Origin of the sequence: Campylobacter sp. CFSAN093233 (assembly GCF_011068165.1) — a bacterium.
Taxonomy (GTDB): Bacteria; Campylobacterota; Campylobacteria; order Campylobacterales; family Campylobacteraceae; genus Campylobacter_D; species Campylobacter_D jejuni.
This window is the reverse complement of sequence record NZ_JAAMWY010000008.1, coordinates 15,695-39,544: the sequence shown is the minus strand read 5'-3', so window position 1 is coordinate 39,544 and position 23,850 is coordinate 15,695. Positions and strand designations below refer to the sequence as shown.

Annotated in this window: 25 protein-coding genes; 19 read left to right on the top strand and 6 right to left on the bottom strand. The window is 30.3% G+C overall.

The features are described from left to right. The first annotated feature begins 48 nt into the window (after positions 1 to 48). The 3 genes from fspA1 to FBF15_RS07430 all read left to right on the top strand — a co-directional run bounded on the left by fspA1 (position 49) and on the right by FBF15_RS07430 (position 2,956). Positions 49 to 477 (top strand): flagellum-secreted nonflagellar protein FspA1, encoded by a 429-nt coding sequence (gene fspA1, locus FBF15_RS07440; RefSeq protein WP_002860516.1) that lies wholly within the window; start codon positions 49 to 51, stop codon positions 475 to 477. Positions 478 to 542: 65 nt separating this feature from the next. Then, positions 543 to 1,799: a UDP-N-acetylglucosamine 1-carboxyvinyltransferase gene (murA, locus tag FBF15_RS07435; RefSeq protein ID WP_002857102.1), complete on the top strand. Its 1,257-nt coding sequence runs from the start codon at positions 543 to 545 to the stop codon at positions 1,797 to 1,799. Beyond that, a complete protein-coding gene (locus FBF15_RS07430; RefSeq protein WP_002860515.1) occupies positions 1,796 to 2,956 on the top strand; it encodes a molybdopterin molybdotransferase MoeA in 1,161 nt (386 codons plus the stop codon). The genes murA and FBF15_RS07430 overlap by 4 nt, the downstream gene beginning before the upstream one ends. Before the next feature lie 21 nt (positions 2,957 to 2,977). Here FBF15_RS07430 and lepB read toward each other — a convergent pair whose 3' ends face one another. Beyond that, entirely contained in the window at positions 2,978 to 3,826 is an 849-nt protein-coding gene (lepB, locus tag FBF15_RS07425; RefSeq protein ID WP_002860514.1) for a signal peptidase I, read from the bottom strand. 9 nt (positions 3,827 to 3,835) lie between these two features. Continuing rightward, positions 3,836 to 4,684 (bottom strand): bifunctional methylenetetrahydrofolate dehydrogenase/methenyltetrahydrofolate cyclohydrolase FolD, encoded by an 849-nt coding sequence (folD, locus tag FBF15_RS07420; protein WP_002860513.1) that lies wholly within the window; start codon positions 4,682 to 4,684, stop codon positions 3,836 to 3,838. 79 nt (positions 4,685 to 4,763) lie between these two features. Between folD and FBF15_RS07415 the strand changes: the two genes are divergently transcribed. From FBF15_RS07415 to FBF15_RS07385, 7 genes are read left to right on the top strand one after another with little or no spacing between them, the layout of a single operon-like run. Beyond that, entirely contained in the window at positions 4,764 to 5,111 is a 348-nt protein-coding gene (locus FBF15_RS07415; RefSeq protein WP_002852485.1) for a c-type cytochrome, read from the top strand. Then, positions 5,108 to 6,382, top strand: coding sequence for a glutamate-1-semialdehyde 2,1-aminomutase (hemL, locus tag FBF15_RS07410; RefSeq protein WP_002866940.1), 1,275 nt, complete (start codon positions 5,108 to 5,110; stop codon positions 6,380 to 6,382). The genes FBF15_RS07415 and hemL overlap by 4 nt, the downstream gene beginning before the upstream one ends. After that, complete coding sequence (locus FBF15_RS07405) at positions 6,379 to 6,708, top strand: AtpZ/AtpI family protein (protein WP_002852414.1); 330 nt, start codon at positions 6,379 to 6,381, stop codon at positions 6,706 to 6,708. Before hemL ends, FBF15_RS07405 begins: the two co-directional genes overlap by 4 nt. After that, positions 6,708 to 7,211 carry a hypothetical protein gene (locus tag FBF15_RS07400; RefSeq protein ID WP_052773683.1) on the top strand — a complete coding sequence of 168 codons (504 nt, stop codon included), beginning with the start codon at positions 6,708 to 6,710 and terminating at the stop codon, positions 7,209 to 7,211. Before FBF15_RS07405 ends, FBF15_RS07400 begins: the two co-directional genes overlap by 1 nt. After that, positions 7,189 to 8,376: an MFS transporter gene (locus FBF15_RS07395; RefSeq protein WP_052773684.1), complete on the top strand. Its 1,188-nt coding sequence runs from the start codon at positions 7,189 to 7,191 to the stop codon at positions 8,374 to 8,376. The genes FBF15_RS07400 and FBF15_RS07395 overlap by 23 nt, the downstream gene beginning before the upstream one ends. Beyond that, complete coding sequence (locus FBF15_RS07390; RefSeq protein ID WP_002888648.1) at positions 8,369 to 10,465, top strand: flagellar hook-length control protein FliK; 2,097 nt, start codon at positions 8,369 to 8,371, stop codon at positions 10,463 to 10,465. The genes FBF15_RS07395 and FBF15_RS07390 overlap by 8 nt, the downstream gene beginning before the upstream one ends. Continuing rightward, entirely contained in the window at positions 10,462 to 10,743 is a 282-nt protein-coding gene (locus tag FBF15_RS07385; RefSeq protein ID WP_002852641.1) for a FlhB-like flagellar biosynthesis protein, read from the top strand. The genes FBF15_RS07390 and FBF15_RS07385 overlap by 4 nt, the downstream gene beginning before the upstream one ends. Here the strand turns inward: FBF15_RS07385 and FBF15_RS07380 are convergent. Continuing rightward, a complete protein-coding gene (locus FBF15_RS07380; protein ID WP_002859524.1) occupies positions 10,740 to 11,540 on the bottom strand; it encodes a phosphatidylserine decarboxylase in 801 nt (266 codons plus the stop codon). The two genes, FBF15_RS07385 and FBF15_RS07380, sit on opposite strands and share 4 nt — an antisense overlap. After that, positions 11,537 to 12,661: a metallophosphoesterase gene (locus FBF15_RS07375; RefSeq protein ID WP_002859523.1), complete on the bottom strand. Its 1,125-nt coding sequence runs from the start codon at positions 12,659 to 12,661 to the stop codon at positions 11,537 to 11,539. The genes FBF15_RS07380 and FBF15_RS07375 overlap by 4 nt, the downstream gene beginning before the upstream one ends. Positions 12,662 to 12,747: 86 nt before the next feature. On the opposite strand from FBF15_RS07375, the gene gltX reads away from it, so the two are divergent. From gltX to FBF15_RS07360, 3 genes are read left to right on the top strand one after another with little or no spacing between them, the layout of a single operon-like run. Then, entirely contained in the window at positions 12,748 to 14,043 is a 1,296-nt protein-coding gene (gene gltX, locus FBF15_RS07370; RefSeq protein ID WP_038816991.1) for a glutamate--tRNA ligase, read from the top strand. Positions 14,044 to 14,045: 2 nt separating this feature from the next. Continuing rightward, the gene (locus FBF15_RS07365; RefSeq protein WP_002852501.1) at positions 14,046 to 14,327 is read left to right on the top strand and encodes a YggT family protein; all 282 of its coding nucleotides are present in this window, start codon (positions 14,046 to 14,048) and stop codon (positions 14,325 to 14,327) included. Beyond that, positions 14,324 to 15,949, top strand: a complete 1,626-nt coding sequence (locus FBF15_RS07360; RefSeq protein ID WP_002902999.1) for a lytic transglycosylase domain-containing protein — start codon at positions 14,324 to 14,326, stop codon at positions 15,947 to 15,949. Before FBF15_RS07365 ends, FBF15_RS07360 begins: the two co-directional genes overlap by 4 nt. Here FBF15_RS07360 and FBF15_RS07355 read toward each other — a convergent pair. Further along, positions 15,846 to 16,331 carry a hypothetical protein gene (locus tag FBF15_RS07355; RefSeq protein ID WP_002868152.1) on the bottom strand — a complete coding sequence of 162 codons (486 nt, stop codon included), beginning with the start codon at positions 16,329 to 16,331 and terminating at the stop codon, positions 15,846 to 15,848. The genes FBF15_RS07360 and FBF15_RS07355 overlap by 104 nt on opposite strands. Before the next feature lie 95 nt (positions 16,332 to 16,426). Here FBF15_RS07355 and mobB point away from each other — a divergent pair, with 95 nt between their 5' ends. Genes mobB through FBF15_RS07330 form a run of 5 tightly spaced genes read left to right on the top strand, consistent with a single transcriptional unit; the run spans position 16,427 to position 20,793 of the window. Next, the gene (gene mobB / locus FBF15_RS07350; RefSeq protein WP_002852644.1) at positions 16,427 to 16,918 is read left to right on the top strand and encodes a molybdopterin-guanine dinucleotide biosynthesis protein B; all 492 of its coding nucleotides are present in this window, start codon (positions 16,427 to 16,429) and stop codon (positions 16,916 to 16,918) included. A 1-nt stretch (position 16,919) separates the two neighbouring features. Beyond that, on the top strand, positions 16,920 to 17,762 hold the full coding sequence (locus FBF15_RS07345; protein WP_002868153.1) for a class 1 fructose-bisphosphatase: 843 nt from the start codon (positions 16,920 to 16,922) through the stop codon (positions 17,760 to 17,762). Beyond that, complete coding sequence (locus FBF15_RS07340) at positions 17,755 to 17,952, top strand: hypothetical protein (RefSeq protein WP_165434623.1); 198 nt, start codon at positions 17,755 to 17,757, stop codon at positions 17,950 to 17,952. Before FBF15_RS07345 ends, FBF15_RS07340 begins: the two co-directional genes overlap by 8 nt. 9 nt (positions 17,953 to 17,961) lie before the next feature. After that, complete coding sequence (gene metG / locus FBF15_RS07335; protein WP_002868154.1) at positions 17,962 to 19,848, top strand: methionine--tRNA ligase; 1,887 nt, start codon at positions 17,962 to 17,964, stop codon at positions 19,846 to 19,848. 3 nt (positions 19,849 to 19,851) lie between these two features. Beyond that, positions 19,852 to 20,793 carry a hypothetical protein gene (locus tag FBF15_RS07330; protein WP_052773685.1) on the top strand — a complete coding sequence of 314 codons (942 nt, stop codon included), beginning with the start codon at positions 19,852 to 19,854 and terminating at the stop codon, positions 20,791 to 20,793. Here FBF15_RS07330 and FBF15_RS07325 read toward each other — a convergent pair. Further along, positions 20,785 to 21,237, bottom strand: a complete 453-nt coding sequence (locus tag FBF15_RS07325; RefSeq protein WP_038816682.1) for a methylated-DNA--[protein]-cysteine S-methyltransferase — start codon at positions 21,235 to 21,237, stop codon at positions 20,785 to 20,787. The two genes, FBF15_RS07330 and FBF15_RS07325, sit on opposite strands and share 9 nt — an antisense overlap. 54 nt (positions 21,238 to 21,291) lie before the next feature. Between FBF15_RS07325 and FBF15_RS07320 the strand changes: the two genes are divergently transcribed. Beyond that, on the top strand, positions 21,292 to 23,838 hold the full coding sequence (locus tag FBF15_RS07320) for a bifunctional aconitate hydratase 2/2-methylisocitrate dehydratase (protein ID WP_165434622.1): 2,547 nt from the start codon (positions 21,292 to 21,294) through the stop codon (positions 23,836 to 23,838). Positions 23,839 to 23,850 lie beyond the last annotated feature (12 nt).

The following is a 23,850-nucleotide window of genomic DNA, read 5'->3' as shown; positions in this document are numbered from 1 at the left end:
AAATAATGTCGATTTAGTGTAATATATATTATAAATTAAGGAGAAAATATGCAAATTAACAATTCCTTAAATAGCTTAAGTCAATATGTTAAAGTCAACTCAAACGAAGAAAATCAAAACTCTAAAAATCAAGAACAAAACGCTTTAGCGCAAGATCCAGCTGTAGAGGTAAATATCAGCAAAGAAGCCAAAGAAAAATCAAATACTTCTAATCAAAACAATTCTCAAGCTCCAGCTCAAGCTTTAAACGCACAAAACAACACGCAACAAGATAGTAGCAGCAATAGTGAAGATAAACTTACAGAATTAACACAAAAGCTTGCAGAAATTCAAGCAAAAATTGTTGAACTAACTGCGAAAATGTCTAAAGCTAATGAGGATCAAATCAAAAGTATTGAAAGTCAAATAGCAACATTAAATGCCCAAGCTTCAACTATTCAAGCTCAAATTCAAGAACTCCAAAGCCAACAAGCTTGATTATATTTTTTCAAAAGTTTAAGAATGCTATAATGATGCATTTTTAAACTTTTTCAAGGAAAAATATGACTTATCTAGAAATCGAAGGCACAAATCATCTAAGCGGAAATGTTACAATAAGCGGAGCAAAAAATGCTGCCCTACCCTTGATCGTTTCAAGTATACTTGCTAAAAATGAAGTAAAAATCAACAATGTTCCTAATGTTGCTGATATAAAAACTCTTATATCTTTGCTAGAAAATTTAGGAGCTAAAGTCAATTTTCAAAACAATAGTGCTTTATTAAACACAAACACTCTTAATCAAACCATAGCTAAATATGACATTGTGCGTAAAATGCGTGCTTCTATACTTACTCTAGGGCCTTTGCTTGCTCGTTTTGGGCATTGTGAAGTATCTTTGCCTGGTGGATGTGCCATAGGACAAAGACCTATTGATTTACATCTTTTAGCCTTAGAAAAAATGGGGGCAAATATACAAATCAAACAAGGCTATGTCGTAGCTAGTGGAAATTTAAAAGGCAATGAAATTCTTTTTGATAAAATCACGGTTACAGGTAGTGAAAACATCATCATGGCAGCAGCTCTAGCTAAAGGTAAAACCAAACTCTTAAATGTTGCAAAAGAACCCGAAGTAGTTCAACTTTGCGAAGTTTTAAAAGACGCAGGACTTGAAATTAAAGGCATAGGTACAGATGAACTTGAAATTTATGGTAGCGATGGAGAACTTTTAGAATTTAAAGAATTTAGCGTTATACCTGATAGAATTGAGGCAGGAACTTATCTTTGTGCAGGGGCTATTACAAATTCTAAAATTACTTTAGATAAAGTTAACGCCACTCATCTTAGTGCAGTTTTAGCAAAACTTCATCAAATGGGTTTTGAAACTTTGATTACAGAAGATAGTATCACCCTACTTCCTGCTAAAGAAATTAAACCTGTAGAAATCATGACAAGTGAATATCCAGGCTTTCCAACCGATATGCAAGCGCAGTTTATGGCACTAGCTTTAAAAGCTAATGGAACTAGTATTATTGATGAAAGACTATTTGAAAATCGTTTCATGCATGTAAGTGAACTTTTAAGAATGGGTGCGGATATTAAACTCAATGGTCATATTGCTACTATAGTAGGCGGAAAAGAACTTAACGCTGCTGATGTCATGGCTACAGATTTGCGCGCTTCTTCAGCCCTTATCTTAGCAGCTCTTGCAGCTAAAGGTACAAGCAAAGTCCATAGAATTTACCATCTTGATAGGGGTTATGAAAATTTAGAAGAAAAATTTAAAGATTTGGGTGCGAAAATCACAAGGCTTGAAGAATGAAAAATATCTTTGAAACCTTAAAAGACTTAGAAAATCAAATTTCATGTTTAGATGAAAGTGAGCTTATTAGCCTTGAAAAAGCAAAGGATAGAATTTTAGCTAAAGATTTATACGCTAGAAAAAATCTACCTAGTTTTGACAATGCTGCTCTTGATGGCTATGCTTTTAATTATACTGATATCAATGAGGCTTTGGAGATTAAAGGGACTATTTTTGCAGGAGATAAAAATTTTTATACAGTTGCTAAAAATGAATGCTATAAAATCATGACAGGGGCTAAAATGCCCAAAAATGCTGATACTATCTTAATGCTAGAAGATGAGTATATAGAAGAAAATAAACTCATCATTAAAAAAGCTCCTAAACAATACAATGCCTATCGCTATAAAGGTGAAGAATTAAAAAAAGGTGAAATTTTACTTCAAAAAGGTACCAAACTTAATGATAAACATATCGCCCTGCTTGCTTCTCAAGGGCTTTATAAAATAGAAGTCATAAGAAAAATTCGCATAGGTATTTTTTCAAGTGGAAATGAGCTAAAAGAACCTTGGCAAGAATGCGATGAAGAAAGTATTTATAATGCCAATGCTTTGCCTTTACTAACTATGCTTCAAAATGCTTCTTATTTGGGTATTATCAAAGATGATTTTAAAAGCACTAAAGAGGCTTTAGAAAATACAAATTTTGATCTTTTAATCACTTCAGGAGGTGCAAGCGTTGGCGAGGCTGATTTTATGGAAAAAGCTTTAGATGAATTAGGCTTTACTCCGCTTTTTAAAGGTTTAAAAGCACGCCCTGCAAGACCTACTAAGCTTTATAGAAAAGGTGAAAATTTCGTATTGATTTTACCAGGAAACCCTATGGCAGCTTATCTTTCTTGTTTTATTTTTGCTAAAAAAATCATTAATTTATTAAGTGGAAACCTAGACAATCCTTTAACATTTTATGGCAAAATGGGTATGGATTTAAAGCTTAAAAGCGGAAGAAATAATCTCATTTTAGGAAATTTAGAAAAAGGTATTTTTACACCATTTAACGAAAACAAATTTGGCTCTGGTATGATACTTCCACTTATTAAAAGTGAGTTTTTGCTTATAAGCGAAGAAAATACGAGTGAATTAAAAAAAGGTGATGAAATCACGCTTTTAAAAATATAATGTTTGTGTTTTTCACAAACATTAGCTTAATTTATCCTCATCATCATGATCATGGATATATTGCTCATCATTTTCCAAGGTATCAACAAAACGCCCTATCCTTTCCCAGCGAACATTTTTATCTTTATCCCAAGAGAAATATACAAACCAAGGTTTACCTACTATCAACCTATAAGGAACAGAACCCCAAAAACGACTATCATAAGAATAATCGCGATTATCACCCATCATGAAATACTCATTTTCAGGTACATCAAAAACATAAGCATTTCCGCCGCTAAAACCTATATGATTTCCAAGTTCTTTAATATAAGCTGGAGACATGGCAAAATCACCTATGCTAAGAAAGCGTAAAATATCGCTTTCTATATCTTTTTTTGGATCATAATGAATACCTTTTTGTTTATAAGGTTCTTTTACATAAATTTGCCCTCCAAGAGTAACAAGATCATTCGGATAATGTTCTTTCATAAATTTATCACCCTCATGCATTCTTACATAAAGTGTTTTATTTGCATAAACTATCCTATCTCCTCCTGTGCCTACACAACGCTTTACAAAGTGTTCTTTTTCATTTCTAGGATTTCTAAAAACAACTATATCTCCTCTTTGTGGCCCTTGTGCTTTTATCAAATGCCCATCTTTATTAAAATCCGGCAAAACAGGAATTTCCAACCAAGGAATATGAGGAGTTGGGATACCATAGCTAAATTTTTTAACAAATAAAAAATCCCCTACTAATAAGGTGTTTTTCATAGAACCAGAAGGAATAACAAAAGCTTGTATAAAGAAAAAAATCACCAAAAGAACAATAACTACAGTTCCAGTCCAAGACTGTGAAAATTTATATAATTTCTTTAAAATTTCCATAGATTTTCCCTAATTAAGTCTATTTTTAGCAGATTTAACTGTGTTTTCTAAAAGCATGGCTATAGTCATAGGACCTACTCCACCTGGAACAGGAGTTATATAACTAGATTTTTTAGATACCTCTTCAAAATCTACATCTCCAACTATCTTTCCACTTTCAAGACGATTGATTCCAACATCAACAACAATCACTCCTTCTTTTACCATATCCGATCGAAGTAAATTCACACAACCTGCTGCTACTATAATCAAATCAGCTTGCCTAGTATAAAGGCTCAAATCTTTGGTTTTAATATGACAAACGCTTACTGTAGCTCCAGCATTTAAAAGCATAGTAGCCATAGGACGACCTACTATATTTGAAGCACCTATAATAACAGCGTCTTTTCCTTCTAAATCAATTTCATAAGCCTTCAAAAGCTTCATAGCTCCAAGTGGAGTACAAGGCAAAAACCCACTTTCTAAGCCTAAATTTAAATATCCTACATTAATAGGATGAAAGCCATCAACATCTTTACTACTTATAATACTTTCAAGTATTAAATCTTTACAAATATGATCAGGTAAGGGAAGCTGAACCAAAATTCCATGAACACTATCATCGTGATTTAAGGTATTAATCAATGCCAAAAGTTCATTTTGTGTAGTATTTTCATTAAGATGATAAACTAAAGATTTAATTCCACATTCTTCACAGGCTTTAGCCTTAGATTTTACATAAGTTTGACTTGCAGGATTATCTCCAACCAAGATAACAGCTAAACAGCTTTCAATCCCTTTGCTTTTCAAAAATTGATTTTTTTCTTTTAATTCTTCTTTGATTTTTGCGCTTAAAGCTTTACCATCAAGCAAAGTCATTATTTTCCTTCTATAAATTTAATCACTTTTTTAAAGTAAAAATTGTATCATATTAAAACTTCATTAACAAGGTGAAACTTTGAAAATTGTTTTAATGTTTTTTTTATTTAGTATTAGTCTTTTTGGTGCTGATTTTATCACTCTTAAAGAATACTCTAAAATGCTTTATGAAAATCCAAGGGGCATTAGTTGTAAAGAATGTCATGGAGCAGATGGAAGCGAACAAATTTTAGGATATTATATGAAAAATGGTATTAAAACAGCTTATAAAGTTCCAAGTATACAAAATCTTAGTTTTGAAAATTTTAAAAATTCTCTTAATCAGAGTAAAGACGCAAAATCAATCATGCCAAATTACTCTTTAACAAATGATGAAATTGTAACTTTATATAATTACATCAAGCAATTTAGCAAGGAAGAAAAATGACAAACAAAAAAGCTTTTAAAGAAGCGTGTAAATTCATCGCAGGTGGTGTAAATTCTCCAGTTCGTGCTTTTGCAAATGTTCAAAGTGAGCCAAAATTTATTTCTCATGGAAAAGGTGCTTATATTTTCGATATAGATGGAAATTCTTATATAGACTATGTTCAAAGCTGGGGGCCTTTGCTTTTTGGACATTGCGATAAAGATATACAAAAAGCTTGTCAAAAAGCACTTCATAAAGGTTCAAGTTTTGGAGCTCCAACTTTATTAGAAACTGAACTTGCCAAGCTTGTTTTATCTGATTTTCCTCATTTAGAAAAGATCCGCTTTGTAAGCAGTGGAACAGAAGCAACCATGAGTGCTATTCGTCTTGCCCGTGGTTTTACTAAAAAAGATAAAATTTTAAAATTTGAAGGATGTTATCACGGGCATTCTGATTCATTATTAGTGAGTGCAGGAAGTGGTGCTGCTACTTTTAACTCTCCTAGTTCTTTGGGTGTTTTAGAAGATGTAGCTAAACACACTTTAGTAGCTAAATATAATGATATAAATAGCGTTAAAGAGCTTTTTGAAAAAAATAAAGATATTGCATGTGTTATCATTGAGCCTATTGCTGGAAATATGGGGTTAGTTCCAGCTAAACAAGATTTTTTAGAAGAACTTGCTAAGATCTGTAAAAACAATCAAACTCTGCTGATTTTTGATGAAGTAATGAGTGGATATAGAGCATCTTACCTTGGTTCCTATGGAATCAATCATATCCAAGCAGATATAATTACTTTTGGTAAGGTAATAGGAGGCGGTCTACCTGCAGCAGCATTTGCTTCTAGAGCTGAAATTATGGATATTTTAAGTCCTTTGGGTGGAGTTTATCAAGCAGGAACTTTAAGTGGAAATCCTTTGGCAATGGCTGCAGGTATAGCAAGTCTTACAAAAGCCAAAAAGAAAACCAAGCTTTATGACAAACTTGGAAAATTAGCAAAAAAACTTACACAAGGAATGAAAAAATTAGCAGATGAAAAAGGACTTCCGCTGCAAGCTTGTCATGTAGGTTCTATGTTTGGATACTTTTTCACCAAAGATCCTGTATCAAACTACCAAGATGCATTAAAATCTGATCTAGCATTATTTTCAAAATTTCACAAAAATATGCTTGAAAATGGAATTTATTTAGCACCTTCTCAATTTGAAACAGGCTTTATATGTTCAAAAATGGATGATAAAATTATAGATACAACATTAGAGGCTGTTAGGGAAAGCTTTAAAAGAATATGAGCAATATTTTAAAAGAAGAAAAAAATCACTTAGAAAATTCCAACAGCAAAAGACAAAAAATCATTCGCAAAACTCTTGAAGCTGCGGATGGTTTAAGTCTTGGCATCTCTATGGTTGTTGCTGTATTTATAGGTGTGGGAATAGGATATTTACTTAAAAAATTTACTCCTTATCCTTGGCTTTTTTGGCTTGGAGTTTTTTGGGGGATCAGTGCTGCTATACTTAATGTTTACAAAGCTTATAAAGTTCAAGTAAAAAGCTATGAAGAATTTAAAGAAAGAGATGAGTTGATCAAAGAAAAAATTCAAAAAGAAAAGAACAAATAATGGAACATAAAAAAGCTCTATTTTGTATTTTTGCCATTATTCATTTATTTTTTTGGATCATATTTTCATTGTTAAATCATTTTAAATTAGATATATTTTTAAGCTATGAAATAGCTTTTTTTAGTGTTTTATTGATTATTTTTGCTTCTTATTTAAATTATAAAAAAGTCATTATAAAAAAATCAAAAAATTATGAAAAAGATTTTAATTTCATTTCATCACTTTTTATCAAAAAAAAACAAAATTTATCAAAAATTATTCATTTTAAAGTTCTAAAAGACGATTTAAAGCCAAATGTTAAAGAGAAAATCCATTTTTTTGCTATGTTTTTTACTCTCTTTAAATTGATGGCTTATGTAATATTGGTTGCTGGATTTTTATTTTTACATCGCCAAGATAAATTAGATATCTTTGCTTATATTTGTGGAATTTCATCCTTGCTAGTTTGTGTGTTTATTTTTATTTTATATATAAAAAAGTATGAGTCCAAAAAAAATTATTAAATCAATGACAGCACTTTTTGCTGGTATGGCATTTTTATTTGCAGGTAATGCCTTGATAGTAAGCTCTATAGGTGTTATATTAAAAGAAAACGGAGAAAGTTCTTTAGCTGTTGGAGTGGTAAGTTCTTGTTTTTTTATAGGCGCTCTTGTTGGAACCATCAGTGCTCATAAAATTATTTCTCGTATAGGTCATATACGCTCTTTTGGGCTATTTGGTGCTATTTTTGGAATTTCAGCTATGCTTCATACAGTAAGCGAAAATCTTATTTTTTGGGCTGTTTTAAGATTTTTCATAGGAATTTGCTACTATGGACTTTTAATGGTCATAGAATCATGGCTTAATGAAAAAAGCAAAAATGCCATTCGATCTAGAATTTTAGGTTTTTATGAAATTGTTTTTTATCTTGCGTTTGGTATTGGAGTTTTAATCATAGCGTTAAATTTAAGCAAACATAGTGTATTTATCCTCAGTGCAACTTTAATTTTACTTTCATCTTTACCTTTAAATCTAATTAAAATCAAAGAACCTGTTTTACCCGCATCAAGTCCTATTTCTATACCTAAAATTTTTGATATAGCTCCTTTAGCTATCGTCACAAGCTTTATAGCCGGAATGCTTATAAATGGCTTTTTTTCTATGACATCTTTATTTATACTTTTGCAAGGTTTTGATACAAAAGCGGTTTCTTATTTTATATTTTGTGGGGTTTTAGGTGGTTTTATTGCACAAACCATCATAGGAACTATTTCAGACAAACTTGGTCGCAAATTTGCCATTATCACTTGTGCAAGTATAGGATTTATCACTATGCTTATATTTATCTTTTTTAAACTTCATTTATATATGCAATATTTTTTAGGAATTACTCTTGGTATAGGAATATTTTGCTTATATGCTTTAGCACTTGCTAGAGCAAATGATGTTTTAGTAAGCAAAAATAAAGGTGTAGAGTTAGGTCGTGGGGTTCTTTTTTGTTATTCTTTGGGCTCTTTGTTTGGCCCTTTAATTTTAGGTTTTTTAATGCAATATTTTGAAATCAAAGGTTTTATATGGTTTTATATAGTTTCTTTAGCATTTTTAATTCTTTTTGCTATCAATAAACCAAATATTTTAAATAAAAAATTTAAGAAAAAGCCTGGAAATATGGTGATATTTGATGATTAATACTCAACTAGCAAGTCAAATTGCCAATACGCAAAAAAATGATTTAAAAGTAGATAACTCTGCTTCAAAAGATAAAACAAATTTAAAAGACAATCCAAAAGAAGCACTTGCACAAGCTTTAAAGCAAAATTTAGGTTTAAGCAAGGACGCTAGTAGCGAGGAAATACTAGCAAAATTTGTTCAAAATGAAACAGGTACCAAATTAAAAGAACTTGTTAATAAACTTTTAGATCAAATCAATGCTCAAAAAAATCCCGATTCCCCTGTACTTAAACAAGGAAAAAATTTAAATTTAGCTCCTAATTTTGCTAATGAATTAAAAATCTTAAGTACAGAACTTGCAAAAAGTGATACTTTTACACAAGTTTTAGACAGATTAAATCAAATTTTAAAACCTGCCAGTGAAATAAAAAACAATAACTTAGCTCCTTTGTTTAAAAATTCAGGCGTATTTTTAGAAGCTAAATTAAAAGATGCCCTAAACGAAGAATTACTACCCAAAAGTTTTCACTCTCTTTTAAGTACAATCAAAGGTCTTAGTAGCGAAAAACTAAGCGTTCAGATAGCCCAGCTTGCAAATACAAATTTAAGCCCAAAAGACACTTTAAAAGAATTAAAAAATATTATTAATTCTAGCAAAAATGAAAATAAGCAAATTTTAAATCAAAGTTCTTTTAAAGCACTTTTAAATTTAAGTTCTAAATTGGAAAATTTTAAAAATTATATAAGTAAAAATCCCAGTCATGCTCAAGAAAAAATCACCCCTATAGCTAATAAAATTTTAAAAGAATTAAATTCCATCAAAAATGATTTTTTCAAAGCTCTTAATAAGCCAGAAAATTTAATGATAAAAGATCCAAACATCCTTAAGCAAACTGCTACCACCTTTGAAAAACTTGAAAATACTTTAAAAAATATACTAGGCAATCAAGCTTCTAAAATACAAGATAAAGAAAATATTTTAGAAAATCTTTTAAGTAACAAAGAAAATATCAAAGAAGAAAAACTTAATCATAACACAAAAAACCAAGATGAAGAAAAATATATAAAAGTATCAAAAGAAGAAACTCTCGCAGATGATGCTAAAACCAATATTAAGCAAGATGTAAAAAACGAAGAAAATTTACCTAAAAAAGAAGTTAATGCAAATTTAGATTCTAGCACAAAAACTCACGAAGAAAATATCAAAGAAAATCCAAAATTTTATGAAACAAAAACAGAAAGCAAAACTTCAATCAATACAAATACTAACACAAACAACACGCAAAATTTAAATAATTCTCAAAATATTCAATCTAACAATAACCAAACTATGCAAAATATTTTTAAAAATCAGGAATTTATAAAACAAAATATTGTAAAAAATTTAGCATTTAATGTAGAAAATTTAGATCTAGAACAAGTGCAAGATTTAAGTAAAAATTTAAGCAATCTTTCTCGTAGACTTAATGAAAGCTTAAAAGAACTTGAACCCTATACTCAAAATGCCAAGCTTAATCAAGCAGAACTTAAAAATCTCGAACACAAACTCAATCTTTCTATCAAAGATCTAGTGCAAATTAAACCAAAAACAGAACAAGATATAGCTGAATCTTTACATCATGATGTAAAATCAACACTTTTGCAAATTTCAAATTTGGCTAAAAATGAAGGCAATGAAGCTGTATACAATCAAGCTAATCGTCTTTTAGCGCAAATTGAAATCAATCAGCTTATGTCTTTAGCTAATGATTCTATCAATACTTATCTGCCTTTTTCTTGGGATGATTTAAATGATTCTAAAATTATGTTTAGACGCGGAAAAAAGGACAAATTTTTTGCTCAGATTAAACTCGAATTTGCAAAACTTGGGGATTTAGAAATTCTTATTTCTTTAAATAATGAAAAATATATAGATATTAATATTATGGCAGAAAATATTGAATTTAGAAAAACCATCTATGAAAATGCCCATGAGCTTAAAAGAAATATCAATAAAGCAGGACTTTTAAGTGCAAATTTCTTTGTAGGTGATATCATAAGAAGTAAATTTGATACTAGAAATATGAAAAATTTAGATCTTGAAATGGGTATGGATAAAAAAGTATGAGCAAAATCAAAAGATCGATTAAAAAAGCTGTAGCTCTAGGCTATCAAAAAGAAAAAAACTCTGCACCAAAAGTGCTTGCAAGTGGCAAAGGCGAAAGTGCTGCTAAAATTATTTCTTTAGCCAAGGAACACGGAGTTCCTATTAAAGAAGATGAAGATTTAATAGAAATTTTAAGCAAGCTTGACTTAGGTGATGAAATTCCACCTAATATGTATAAAGCTGTAGCTGAAGTTTTTGCCTTTATCTATCAAATGGCAAATAAAACTCCTAAAAACTAATCCGCTATTTTTTCTCCAAATTTAATACCCTGCCCTACTTTTAAATTAAAAGTTAAAAGTCCTTTTTGAGAGATTAAAACTATAGTAGAACCTAGCTCAAAATTTCCTAGTTCTTCGCCTTTTTTGAAATTTAAATTTTCATATTTTCTAGTAAAATTATGAGAAATTTTAGCATTGGTTTGTATGCTTGCATCAAAATTAAAACGCATTTTTCCTACATTTTGCGCTCCTACAAAAACAAGCCAAAAAATACCTTTTTCATTTTGACATTTCAAGCTCACTCTTTCATTTTTTACATATAAATTACTAATGCGTTCTAAATGTTTTTCATTTACGCTATAAAGCACTCCACTTGTGTAAGTTGCACTTAAAATTTGCATATCACAAGGGCTGTGATAACGATGATAATCTTTTGGAGAAAGATAAATATTGACATAATCAAGCCCATTTTTAAGCTCATCTTTTTCAAAGCTATCTTTTAAAAGCTCCTCAATGCTATAAGTATGTCCTTTTATAGAAAAAGCAAAATGTTCTTCATTTGCCAAAAAAGTACTTCCACACTCTAAAATTTTACCATCACTTGGACTGATAAAACCTTCTTCAAGCTTTCTTGGAATTTGCAAAGTTCTTGTAAAAAGAGCATTTAAACTCTCGTATTCACAAGGGCTTTTAAATTCACTCATATCGATATTAAAATACTTAACATAATTTTCATTAATAACTTTTTGTATCATTTTAGGAAATTTAATCCCCGCTACAAAACCAAAAAGTCTCGAACTTTCTTTTGAAAAACTCATTTTTTTCCTTTTAAATTTAAAATCACTATTTCACTCGGAGCAAAAACTCTAAGACTTGGCCCCCAAAATCCTGCTCCACTACTCACATAAAGCTTAGTTTTTTCTCCTAAATCATAAAGCCCATGAACAAAACCTTGCTGAAGTTTAACTAAAAACATAAAAGGGAAAATTTGCCCTCCATGTGTATGCCCACTTAAAACAAGATCAAAATCACTTAAATCATAAAGCAAAGCTGTTTTAGGTTGATGTGTGAGTAAAATACTAGCTTTACTTGTATTTAAATCCACTTTTATTCTTGCTAAATCAGGAGCATATAAACCCCTATCAAGTCCGGCTAAATCTCCAAGTCCAGCAATATTTATAAAACCCAAATCTAAATTTTGATTGACTAAAATTTTCATATTAGTATGTTTTCTAAGCAAATCCAAAACTTCATTGATACCATGATAATACTCATGATTTCCCAAAGCATAAAAAGTTCCGTAAGTGGAGTTAAAATCATTAAGTTTTGAGATGTAATTTTTTAAATCTTTAGGATTAGTATCAATCAGATCCCCTACTATTACAACCATATCAGGACTTTGCAAATTCACTTTAGTGATGAGCTTGTCTAAAAAATTTTCATGCAAATTTTTACCCAAATGTATATCAGTAAGCATGACAATTTTTAAATCTTTTTTAAGATTTGGTATTTCAACATCAACACTCTTTACTTCAGGTGTTTTTAGAGCATTATTTATACTTACATAAATTAAAAACACACTTAAAACTATAAGAGAAAGTTCAAAAATCAAACGCAAAATAAGATTATATGTTTTATCTCTTTTACCCATAAGAGCTAAAATCAATTTAACAAAATCCCATGCTAAAGTCATAAAAAACAAACAATAAGTCGGCGCATAAAACATGGCTAAAATTTCATACCAAGTATCACTTAAATATTCATCTCTACGAAATATTAAAAACACAGCTTGAGCTAAAAAAAGCACAATAAAAATAAAGGAAAAAATTTTATAAAAATACTTAAAAAGAGTAATTTTCTTGATTAATCTTTTATAAATATAAACATTTGCTAAGCCAAAAATTAATAACACAATGAAAGAAAAAATTAAAAATATCATACAAAGTATTATAACCAAGTAAAATTAAATATCCGTATAAATTTTTCTGTTATAATAAGCTTTTAAATAATTTTAAAGGCTATAAGATGTACCGTTTTGCACCTTCTCCCACAGGTGATATGCACATAGGAAATTTACGCGCAGCAATTTTTAATTATATCTGTGCAAGACAAAAAAATATGGATTTTATCTTACGTATTGAAGATACTGATAAGGCTAGAAATATAGCAGGAAAAGAAGAAGAAATCAAAGAAATTTTAAATCTTTTTAGTATTTCATGGCAGCATTACTATATACAAAGTGAAAATTTAAAATTCCATCGCCAAATGGCTTTAAAACTTGTAAGCGAAAAAAAAGCTTTTGCTTGTTTTTGCAGCGAAGAAGAACTTGAAGCAAAAAAAGAGCTGGCTAAAAAACAAGGTAAAGCTTATCGCTACGATGGCACTTGTGAAAAACTAGCCGATATTGATGTTTTAGAATGTGAAAAACCCTTTGTTATCCGTCTTAAAAAACCTACTCATACTATGAAATTTACTGATTTTATCAAAGGCGAGCTTAGTTTTGAGCCTGAAAACATAGACTCTTTTGTGATTATGAGAACGGATAAAACTCCAACTTATAATTTTGCTTGTGCGGTTGATGATATGCTTGAAAATGTCACTTGTATTATACGCGGAGAAGATCATGTTTCAAACACTCCAAAACAAGAACATATCCGCGCAAGCTTAGGTTATAATAAAGCCATGACTTATGCACACTTGCCTATCATTTTAAACGAAGAAGGTGTTAAAATGAGTAAAAGAGAAGCACATTCTTCTGTAAAATGGCTACTTGAAAGTGGAATTTTACCTAGCGCAATCGCAAATTATCTTGTCATACTAGGCAATAAAACTCCTTGTGAAATTTTTACCTTAGAAGAGGCTATAAAATGGTTTGATATTTCTAAAGTTTCAAAAGCTCCCGCAAGATTTGATCTTAAAAAACTTTTGCAAATTAATCGCGAACATATCAAAATGATAAAAGATGATGAGCTTAATAAAATTTTAGATTTAAACAAAGATCTTGCACCACTTGCTAAATTTTACACTCAAGAAGCAAGTACTATAAAAGAACTTAAAGAAAAAATGCAAGCTATTTTTAACGCAAAAAATTTTGGCGAGTTTGAAACAGAATGTAAAATTTTAAAAGAACTCTTAAAAGATATTGAACTTTTTGAAAATTATGAAGATTTTAAAAATGAACTTTTAAACAAAAGCAACTTAAAAGGTAAAAAATTTTTCATGCCTTTAAGGATAATTTTAACAGGAAATATCCACGGACCTGAGCTTAGCGATCTTTATCCTTATATTAAAAATTTTATTCACGAATTAGCAAGGATTTAACTATGGTTATAGACTCTTTTATTATTTCTATTTTTCAAGTACTACAAATTGTCATTAACATTTATACTTGGATTATTATCATCACAGCACTTCTAAGCTGGGTAAACCCTGATCCTTATAATCCTATAGTGCAAATTTTATATAAACTAAGCTACCCTGCTTACGCCTTAGTTAGAAAAATTCCAACACGCATTGGTAATATTGATCTTGCGCCTTTGATTATAGTCTTAGCATTGCAGTTTCTTGGCATTTTTCTTGGGAATATCTTAAGGAGTATATTGTGATAAAAAAAATACTCGTTTTTTTATTTATTTTTTCAAGTTTAAATGCTACACAATATAGTATAGAAAAACTCAAAAAGGAAGAAAATTCACTTGCTAAGGATTATTATATTTATAGGCTTTTAGAAAAAAATAAAATCAGTAAAAAAGATGCACAGGATTTAAATTCTCATATTTTTCGCTATATAGGAAAAATTAAATCTGAACTTGAAAAAATCATCCCTTTAAAGCCTTATATCAACCCAAAATATGCTAAATGCTATACCTATACAGCAAATACTATCTTAGATGCAAATTTAACTTGTCAAAGTGTGCGCTTAAATTCATTAGTTTTTATAGCGAGTCTAAATTCCAAAGACCGAACTACTTTAGTTCAAACCTTTAAAAATCAAAGACCTGATTTGACAAATTTATTGCTAGCTTTTAATACTTCTGATCCTATGAGCTATATAGTACAAAAAGAAGATATTAATGGTTTTTTTAAACTTTATAATTATTCTAAAAAATACGACTTAGATTTAAATACAAGTTTAGTCAATAAACTACCAAACCACATTGGTTTTAAAGATTTTGCACAAAATATTATTATTAAAAAAGAAAATCCAAAATTTAGATATTCTATGCTAGAAATAAATCCTGAAAATGTAAGTGAAGATTCTGCTTTCTATTTAGGAGTCAATGCCTTAACTTATGATAAAACAGAGCTTGCTTATGACTTTTTTAAAAAGGCGGCACAAAGTTTTAAATCGCAAAGTAATAAAGACAATGCTATATTTTGGATGTGGTTGATTAAAAACAATGAAGAAGATTTAAAAACTTTATCGCAAAGTTCTTCTTTAAATATTTATAGTCTTTACGCAAAAGAACTTACCAACACACCTTTTCCAAAGATAGAAAGCCTTAATCCAAGCAAGAAAAAAAATAATTTTAATATGCAAGATCCTTTTGCTTGGCAAAAAATAAACAAACAAATTCGCGATGCTAACGCAAGTCAACTAGATGTCTTGGCAAAAGAATTTGACACACAAGAAACCTTGCCTATTTATGCTTACATATTAGAACGCAAAAATAATTTTAAAAAACATTATTTTATAATGCCTTATTATGACAATATAAAAGACTATAACAAAACAAGACAAGCTTTAATTTTGGCTATTGCCAGACAAGAAAGTCGTTTTATTCCAACTGCTATTTCAGTTTCTTATGCTTTAGGCATGATGCAATTTATGCCATTTTTGGCCAATCACATAGGGGAAAAAGAATTAAAAATTCCAAATTTCGATCAAGATTTTATGTTTAAACCTGAAATAGCATATTACTTTGGAAACTATCATCTAAATTACCTTGAATCACGTTTAAAATCTCCACTTTTTGTCGCTTATGCTTATAATGGCGGTATAGGATTTACTAACCGTATGCTTGCAAGAAATGATATGTTTAAGACAGGCAAATTTGAACCTTTCTTGTCTATGGAACTAGTTCCTTATCAAGAAAGCCGAATTTACGGAAAAAAAGTTCTAGCTAATTATATTGTGTATCGACATCTTCTGAACGATAGTATAAAGATTTCGGATATTTTTGAAAATTTAATTCAAAACAAGGCAAATGATCTAAGCAAATCTTAGCTACAAGCCTAATCTCTTCCTTGACACTAGGAAGAGATGCTTTAAAATAATCAGTATAGTTGTTTTGTATTATATATTTTAAATACTCATCATCCAATTTTTCAATATTGGCTTTTTTATTATTGATAAAAACTTCTAAATTTTGAATTTTTAATGTATTTGGAGTAAAAGATAAAGCTAATACATCATCTTTACTTGTCTTGTCTAGAATTGGGTTTAAATAAGACATAGTTATAATGGCATTAATCTTATCTTGTGTGATTTTGTATTTTTGAGTAAACATTAAAGTTTGAGATTTTAAATTTGTATCCACAATCGCCTGATCTTTTAAAGAACAAGCTCCAAGCAAAAAAGCACCTAAAATTACACTATAAATTTTCATTCTTTTTCCATATTTTTTAGTATTATTGTAGCCTTTTAACCCTATTTTTTGGTTTAAAAAGATATAATTTTGCAAAAAAATTAAGAGTATATTTTATGAAACAACTTATTATAGCTTTTAGCGGGCCTTCAAATTCAGGAAAAACTACACTCATAACCAAAATAGCTGATAATTTTTTGCAACAAAATTTAAAAGTTTTAATCATTAAACATGATCCTGCCGATAAAGCTCAATTTGATTTTAACGGTAAAGATAGTTTTAAATTTTTTCAAAGTGGAGCTGAAGTCATGGTTTTAAGCCCTACAAGAACAACTTTTTTTTCTCATGAAAATAGAGATATTTTAAAAGCTTTAAAATTAAGCCCTGATTTTGACATTTGTTTGGTTGAAGGATTAAAAACTCTTGATTTACCACGCATTAGCGTATTTTGCAAAGAAATTGATGAAAGTTATTTTATTTTTTCAAACGCCATTGCAAGCTATGAAAAAATTTCTCACCCTTATCTTACTTGGCTTGATTTAAACGATATACAAGCTATTTGCCAATACATACTTAAAAATGCTAAAAATTTACAAGGAGAATTATAAAATGCAAGAAGTGATTTCTTATATACAAAAAGCGGTTTTAGAAATTTCTAACGCTTTAAAATTTCCCGATACAAGCTACAGTCAAAATCAAAATTTTACAGGCGATACCCAACTCAAATTTGATGTTTTAAGCGATGAAATCATCACAAAAACTCTAAGTCAATGTTCAAGTATTAAAGCCATCATAAGTGAAGAAAAAGACGAAATTTTAACGCTTAACGAGAGGGCAAATTTTATCGTAGCTTATGATCCTTTAGACGGTTCTAGCTTAATGGATGTTAATTTTGCCATAGGTTCTATTTTTGCTATCTATGAAGAAAAAGCAAGTGCTAAAAATTTAAGAGCTGCGCTTTATAGTATGTATGGAGCGCGATTAGAACTTGTGATTTGCAAAGATCAGCCAAAACTTTATCGCTTAAATGCAAATAATGAATTTATTTTTATAAAAGATCTTAAAATGAATGAAAAAGGCAAGATTAATGCTACAGGCGGAACGCAAAAATTTTGGGAAGAAAAACACGCTAAATTTATCAAAAGTCTTTTTGATGAAGGCTATCGCTTAAGATATTCTGGAGCCATGGTAAGCGATATCAATCAAATTTTATTAAAAGGGGGTGGCATTTTTAGCTATCCTGCAACACAAGATGCGCCTAATGGCAAACTTCGTGCCTTTTTTGAAGTCTTTCCTCTAGCCTTTATCATAGAAAAAGCAGGCGGAAAAACTACAAATGGAAAAAACCGCTCTTTGCTTGAACTTGAATTTGATAAAATCCATGCGACAACTCCTTGTTTTTTTGGCTCAGAATATGAAATTTCAAAACTTTTAAAGGCTTACAATGAATGAAGTTAGAGATGAATTTGAGCAAGATATGGATAAAAAAAAAGAAATTTTACTTTCATGTCAAAACTCAAAAAACCTAAACTCTTGTTATAATTGCGATGAAATTTTTAACTGCCAAGCTAGAAAAAATTATGTTGATGCAGTCTATAACAGTATGTCTAAGGGTAAAACCGAAGGCGGATTTGACTTTTAAAGGAAAAAAATGCGTTATATTACAACACCAATTTATTATGTAAATGATGTACCTCATTTAGGTCATGCTTATACTACCATCATAGCCGATACTTTAGCAAGATTTTATCGTTTGCAAGGACATGAAACAAGATTTCTAACAGGAACAGATGAGCATGGACAAAAAATCGAAGAAGCTGCCAAACTAAGAAATTCCACTCCTCAAGAATACGCTGATAAAATCAGTTTTGAATTTAAAAAATTATGGGATGAATTTGAAATCACCTATGATATTTACGCAAGAACAACTGATACAAGGCATATTGAATTTGTTAAAGCTATGTTTTTAAAAATGTGGCAAAAAGGTGATATTTATAAAGATGAATACGAAGGACACTATTGTATTTCTTGTGAAAGCTTTTTTACTCAAAGTCAGCTTATTAACGATTGTTCTTGCCCAGATTGTGGCAAACAAACTAGAATTTTAAAAGAAGAAAGCTATTTTTTCAAACTTTCAAAATATCAAGATAAAATTTTACAATGGTATGAAGAAAAAGATCCCATCTTGCCAAAAAACAAAAAAAACGAACTTATAAATTTTGTCCAAAACGGCCTTAAAGATCTTTCCATTACAAGAACAAGTTTTGATTGGGGGATTAAACTGCCTCAAGAAATTAATGATGATAAACATATTATTTATGTATGGCTTGATGCACTTTTTATCTATGTAAGCTCACTTGACTTTCAAAACAAGGGGGAAAATGCTAAATTTTGGCCTGCGCATGTGCATTTAGTAGGAAAAGATATCTTGCGTTTTCATGCCATTTATTGGCCAGCTTTTTTAATGAGCGTGGATTTGCCTTTGCCAAAATTTATAGGTGCACATGGCTGGTGGACTAAAGAAGGTGAAAAAATGAGCAAATCTAAAGGCAATGTTGTAAAACCTAAAGAAGTGGTTGATATCTATGGAAGCGAAGCTTTTAGATATTTTTTACTTAGAGAAGTGCCTTTTGGTAACGATGGGGATTTTAGCGAAAATATGCTGATAAATCGTATCAATGCAGAGCTTAGCAATGAATTTGGAAATTTACTTAATCGCATTATAGGTATGAGTACAAAATATTCTCAAGGAAATATTTCAAAAGAAGGTGTTTTAAAATTTCACAATGTTGAATTAAATCAAGCAAAAGAACACTTAAATTTAGCGGTAGAATTTTTAGAAAACTTACAGTGTAATCGTTATTTAGAAGAACTTTTTAAAGCCTTAAGTGTAGCAAATTTAGCTATTAGTAAATACGAACCTTGGAATTTAATCAAAGAAAACAAACACGAACAAGCTAACGCTTTAGTTGCACTTTGTGCAAATATTTTAGCCAAAACAAGCCTTTTATTAAGCCCTACTCTACCAAAGTCTTGTCAAAAGGTGGCCTTAGCTTTAAATTTTGAAATTTCATCTACAAATTATGCAAAAATGATACTTGATAATAAACTTTTAGATTTTAAAGCAAATCCTTGCGAAGCTTTATTTCCAAAAGTAGAAAAAGCTCTTTTAAAACAAGAAATTAAAGAAGAACCTAAAAAAGAAGAAAGTCCTAAAATAAAAATCGATGATTTTGCAAAAATTGAAATCAAAGTCGCTAAAGTGCTTGATTGTCAAAATATAGAAGGGAGTGAAAAACTTTTGAAATTTCAACTCGAACTTGACGATAAAGAAATCCGTCAAGTACTCTCAGGCATAGCAAAATACTATAAAGCCAGTGATTTAATCGGTAAACAAGTTTGCATTATAAGCAATCTTAAAAAAGCTAAAATTTTTGGACATGAAAGCGATGGTATGATACTTTCTGCAAAAAGCGGAGATAAACTTGTTTTAATCACCCCTGAACAACTTGTACAAAACGGTTCTTTAGTGGGTTAAAATATGCAAATTAGCAATTTAGGCGAACTTTTAAACGCGACACTCATTCATGAAGGTAGCGTTTTAAGCGTGGAAGGTTTTGCCATAAATTTAAATGAACTTAAAGCAGGCTTTGCCTTCTTTAATAACGATAAAAAAGAAATTACCCAAGCTGTAAAAAAAGGCGCTTATGCTATAATTACAGAAAATGACATTACTATTGAAGATAAAGACATTTTTTACTTTAGAGTAGAAAATCTAGAACAAGCTCTTGTAAGATTTTTACGCTTTTTTTGCGAAGATAAAGAATGTGAATTTTTGCTTTTTAAATCTTACGAACTAAGTCTTTGTAAGGCTTTTTATTTTAACATTTTAAAAGGAAATATTTTTGCTGATTTTGAAAAACTAATCAAAGCAAAAAAGGGTGAAATTTTTTGCTACTGTGAAGAAAATTACTTAAATAAACTTTGTGCCTATTCTCATAGTCTAAAAGATGCTAATTTTACCTTATTATCGCGATCTAGCTTCTTTTTTACAACTTTGATTTGTGAAAATTTATATTTTAAAAATCTTAATTTGCCTTTTTTTTACGCAAATAGTTTTGCAAAAATTATTTCTTTTTTAAAAGAAAAAAATCAAAAAATAATATTTGACTTTAATAAGATTGATGATTTTAAAATTTATTTTATTGATGATAAATTTGAAATCACTCCTTTTGGTTCAAGCTCTCAAGCGTTTATTGTAAACAACAACCAAAATACCTTTGAATTCTGGAAAGAAAAATTTAAAAACATAAAAGACTTTAAAATTGCTTCTAAAAATTCTTTATTTTGCGATTTTTCCTATAATCAGCTTTCAGATTTAAGAAAATTAAAAAATTTTAAATATTGTTTAATTCTTGAAAATTATGATATTTTTGAACAAGAATTTGAAAACAAAGAAAATCAAACCCCAAGCTTATTTTAAATTCACTCCTTCATTTTCAAGCAAAAATCTTTTTATTTCAAGCCCTCCATTATATCCTCCTATGCCATTGTTTGCAATAACTCTATGACAAGGTATAAAAATAGGAATTTGATTTTTAGAATTTGCATTTCCAACGGCTCTAAAAGCTTTTGGATGATTAATTTTTTCTGCTATATCTTTATAAGTAGCTATTTTGCCATAAGGAATTTTCATTAAAGCCTTATAAACCTTTGATTCAAAATCTGTACCTTGTATCAAAACAGGAATGCTAAATTTTCTAAGCTTATGAGTAAAATATAAATCAAGTTCATATTTTGCTAAGTCAAGCAAACTACAATTTTTTTCTGATCTTTTATTATCACAAAAATCGACTCTAGTTAAAAATTTTCCATCACTATGTAAAGATAGGTAACATAAAGGCATTTTATAATAAACTTTAAACATTTTTTATCCTTCAAAGAGCTACAATTATAATAAAAAATATTTAAGGAGTAGAAAATGTCTTTTATGCAAGAATACAATAAACTTGTTGAAGAAAGAGCCGCTTTGGGTATACCACCCCTTCCTTTAAATGCAAATCAAACTAGAGAACTTTGTAAATTACTTGAAAATGAAAATAATGAAGAGCTTGCAAATCTTTTAGAAAATAGAGTAAATCCTGGTGTTGATGATGCAGCTTTAGTAAAATGTGAATTTTTAGATTCCATACTTAAAGGCAAAATCAGTGCTCCAAATATAGACAAAAAAAGAGCCTTAAGAATGCTTGGAACTATGCTAGGCGGATATAATGTTAAAGTTTTAATCGATGCCTTAAAAGATGAAAACATAGCCAAAGATGCTGCAGAAGTGTTGAAAAATATTATTTTTGTACATGATAATTTCCATACCATAGCTGAACTTAGTAAAAACAATCCACACGCTAAGGAAGTTTTACAAAGCTGGGCAAATGCGGACTGGTTTAATAAAAAAGAAAAACTACCACAAGTGATTAAATGTATAGTTTTTAAAGTAGCAGGCGAAACAAATACCGATGATCTAAGCCCTGCAGGAGATGCTTTTACAAGAAGCGATATTCCTTTACATGCAAATGCCATGCTAAAGGTAAGACAAACAGGATCCTTAGAAAAAATCAAAGAGCTTAAAAAAAGCGGTCGCGAAGTGGTTTATGTAGGTGATGTTGTAGGAACAGGTTCAAGTAGAAAATCGGCAATAAATTCCATACAATGGCACTTAGGAAAAGAAATAGAAGGTGTGCCAAACAAGCACAGCGGTGGTATAGTAATGGGTTCAACCATAGCACCGATTTTCTTTAACACTGCTCAAGATAGCGGGGCTTTACCTATCATCTGTGATGTAACAAACTTAGAAATGGGCGATGAGTTTGAAATTCATCCTTATGATGGAAAAATCATAAAAAATGGCTCTGCAATCGCAGAATTTACACTCAGTCCAAACACTCTCTTAGATGAAGTTAGAGCAGGAGGAAGAATCCCACTTATCATAGGTCGTGGGCTTTATACTAAGGCTAGAGAATTTTTAGGAATGGAAAGCGAAAATATCTTTACCAAACCTGAACAACCTAAATCTTCAAGCGGTGGTTATACCTTGGCTCAAAAAATGCTAGGTCGTGCCTGTGGAGTTGAAGGTGTGCGTCCAGGTATGTATATAGAACCTATAACTTTAACCGTAGGCTCTCAAGATACCACAGGTCCTATGACTAGAGATGAAATTAAAGAACTTGCAAGCCTAGGTTTTAATGCAGACTTTGTTATGCAAAGCTTTTGCCATACAGCTGCGTATCCAAAAGTAAGCGATTCAAATTTACATAAAACCTTGCCCAATTTCATGACAAGTCGTGGTGGGGTAAGTTTAAAACCAGGTGATGGAGTTATCCACTCTTGGCTTAATCGTTTTGTATTACCAGATACTGTAGGAACAGGCGGAGATTCTCATACACGCTTTCCTATAGGAATTTCTTTCCCTGCAGGAAGTGGACTTGTGGCTTTTGCTGCGGTTACTGGTTCTATGCCTTTAAATATCCCTGAAAGTGTTTTAGTGCGTTTTAGCGGGGAATTACAAGCTGGAGTTACCTTAAGAGATTTGGTTAATGCTATACCTTATTATGCAATCAAACAAGGACAACTTACCGTTGAAAAGAAAAATAAGAAAAATATTTTTGCAGGAAAAATTTTAGAAATAGAAGGCTTGCCAAACTTAAAAGTCGAACAAGCTTTTGAACTTAGTGATGCAAGTGCTGAAAGATCTGCAGCTGCTTGCAGTGTGGATTTAAGCATAGAAAGTGTAAGCGAATATATCAAATCCAATATTTCTTTAATTGAAGCTATGATAGAAGCAGGATATGAGAATAAAGCTACCCTTGCTAGAAGGGCTGAAAAAATGAGAGAATGGCTTAAAAACCCTACTCTTTTAAGAGCAGATAAAGATGCAAAATACGCTTATATTATAGATATTAATCTTAATGACATTAAAGAGCCAATCCTAGCTTGTCCAAATGACCCTGATGATGTGGCAACCTTAAGCGAAATTTTAGCCGATGATAAGCGTCCAAAAAATATAGATGAAGTTTTTGTAGGTTCTTGTATGACAAACATAGGACATTATAGAGCTTTGGGAGAAATTTTAAAAGATAAAGGCATACTTAAAACCAGACTTTGGGTAGTGCCTCCAACAAAAATGGATAAAGCACAACTTACCAATGAAGGTTATTACAGCATCTTTGGCGCAGCAGGTGCTAGAATAGAAGTTCCTGGTTGTTCTTTGTGTATGGGTAATCAAGCTAGAGTAAATGATGGAGCTGTAGTTTTCTCAACTTCTACAAGAAATTTTGACAACCGTATGGGAATGGGTGCTAAAGTATATTTAGGCAGTGCAGAACTTGCGGCAGTTTGTGCGATTTTGGGTAAAATTCCAAGCAAGGAAGAATACTTACAAATTGTTAGCGAAAAACTAAGTGATGAGCATAAAGCAAATATCTATAGATATTTAAATTTTAATGAGATTGAAAATTTCAAACTTGAAAATTAATTCAAATTTAAT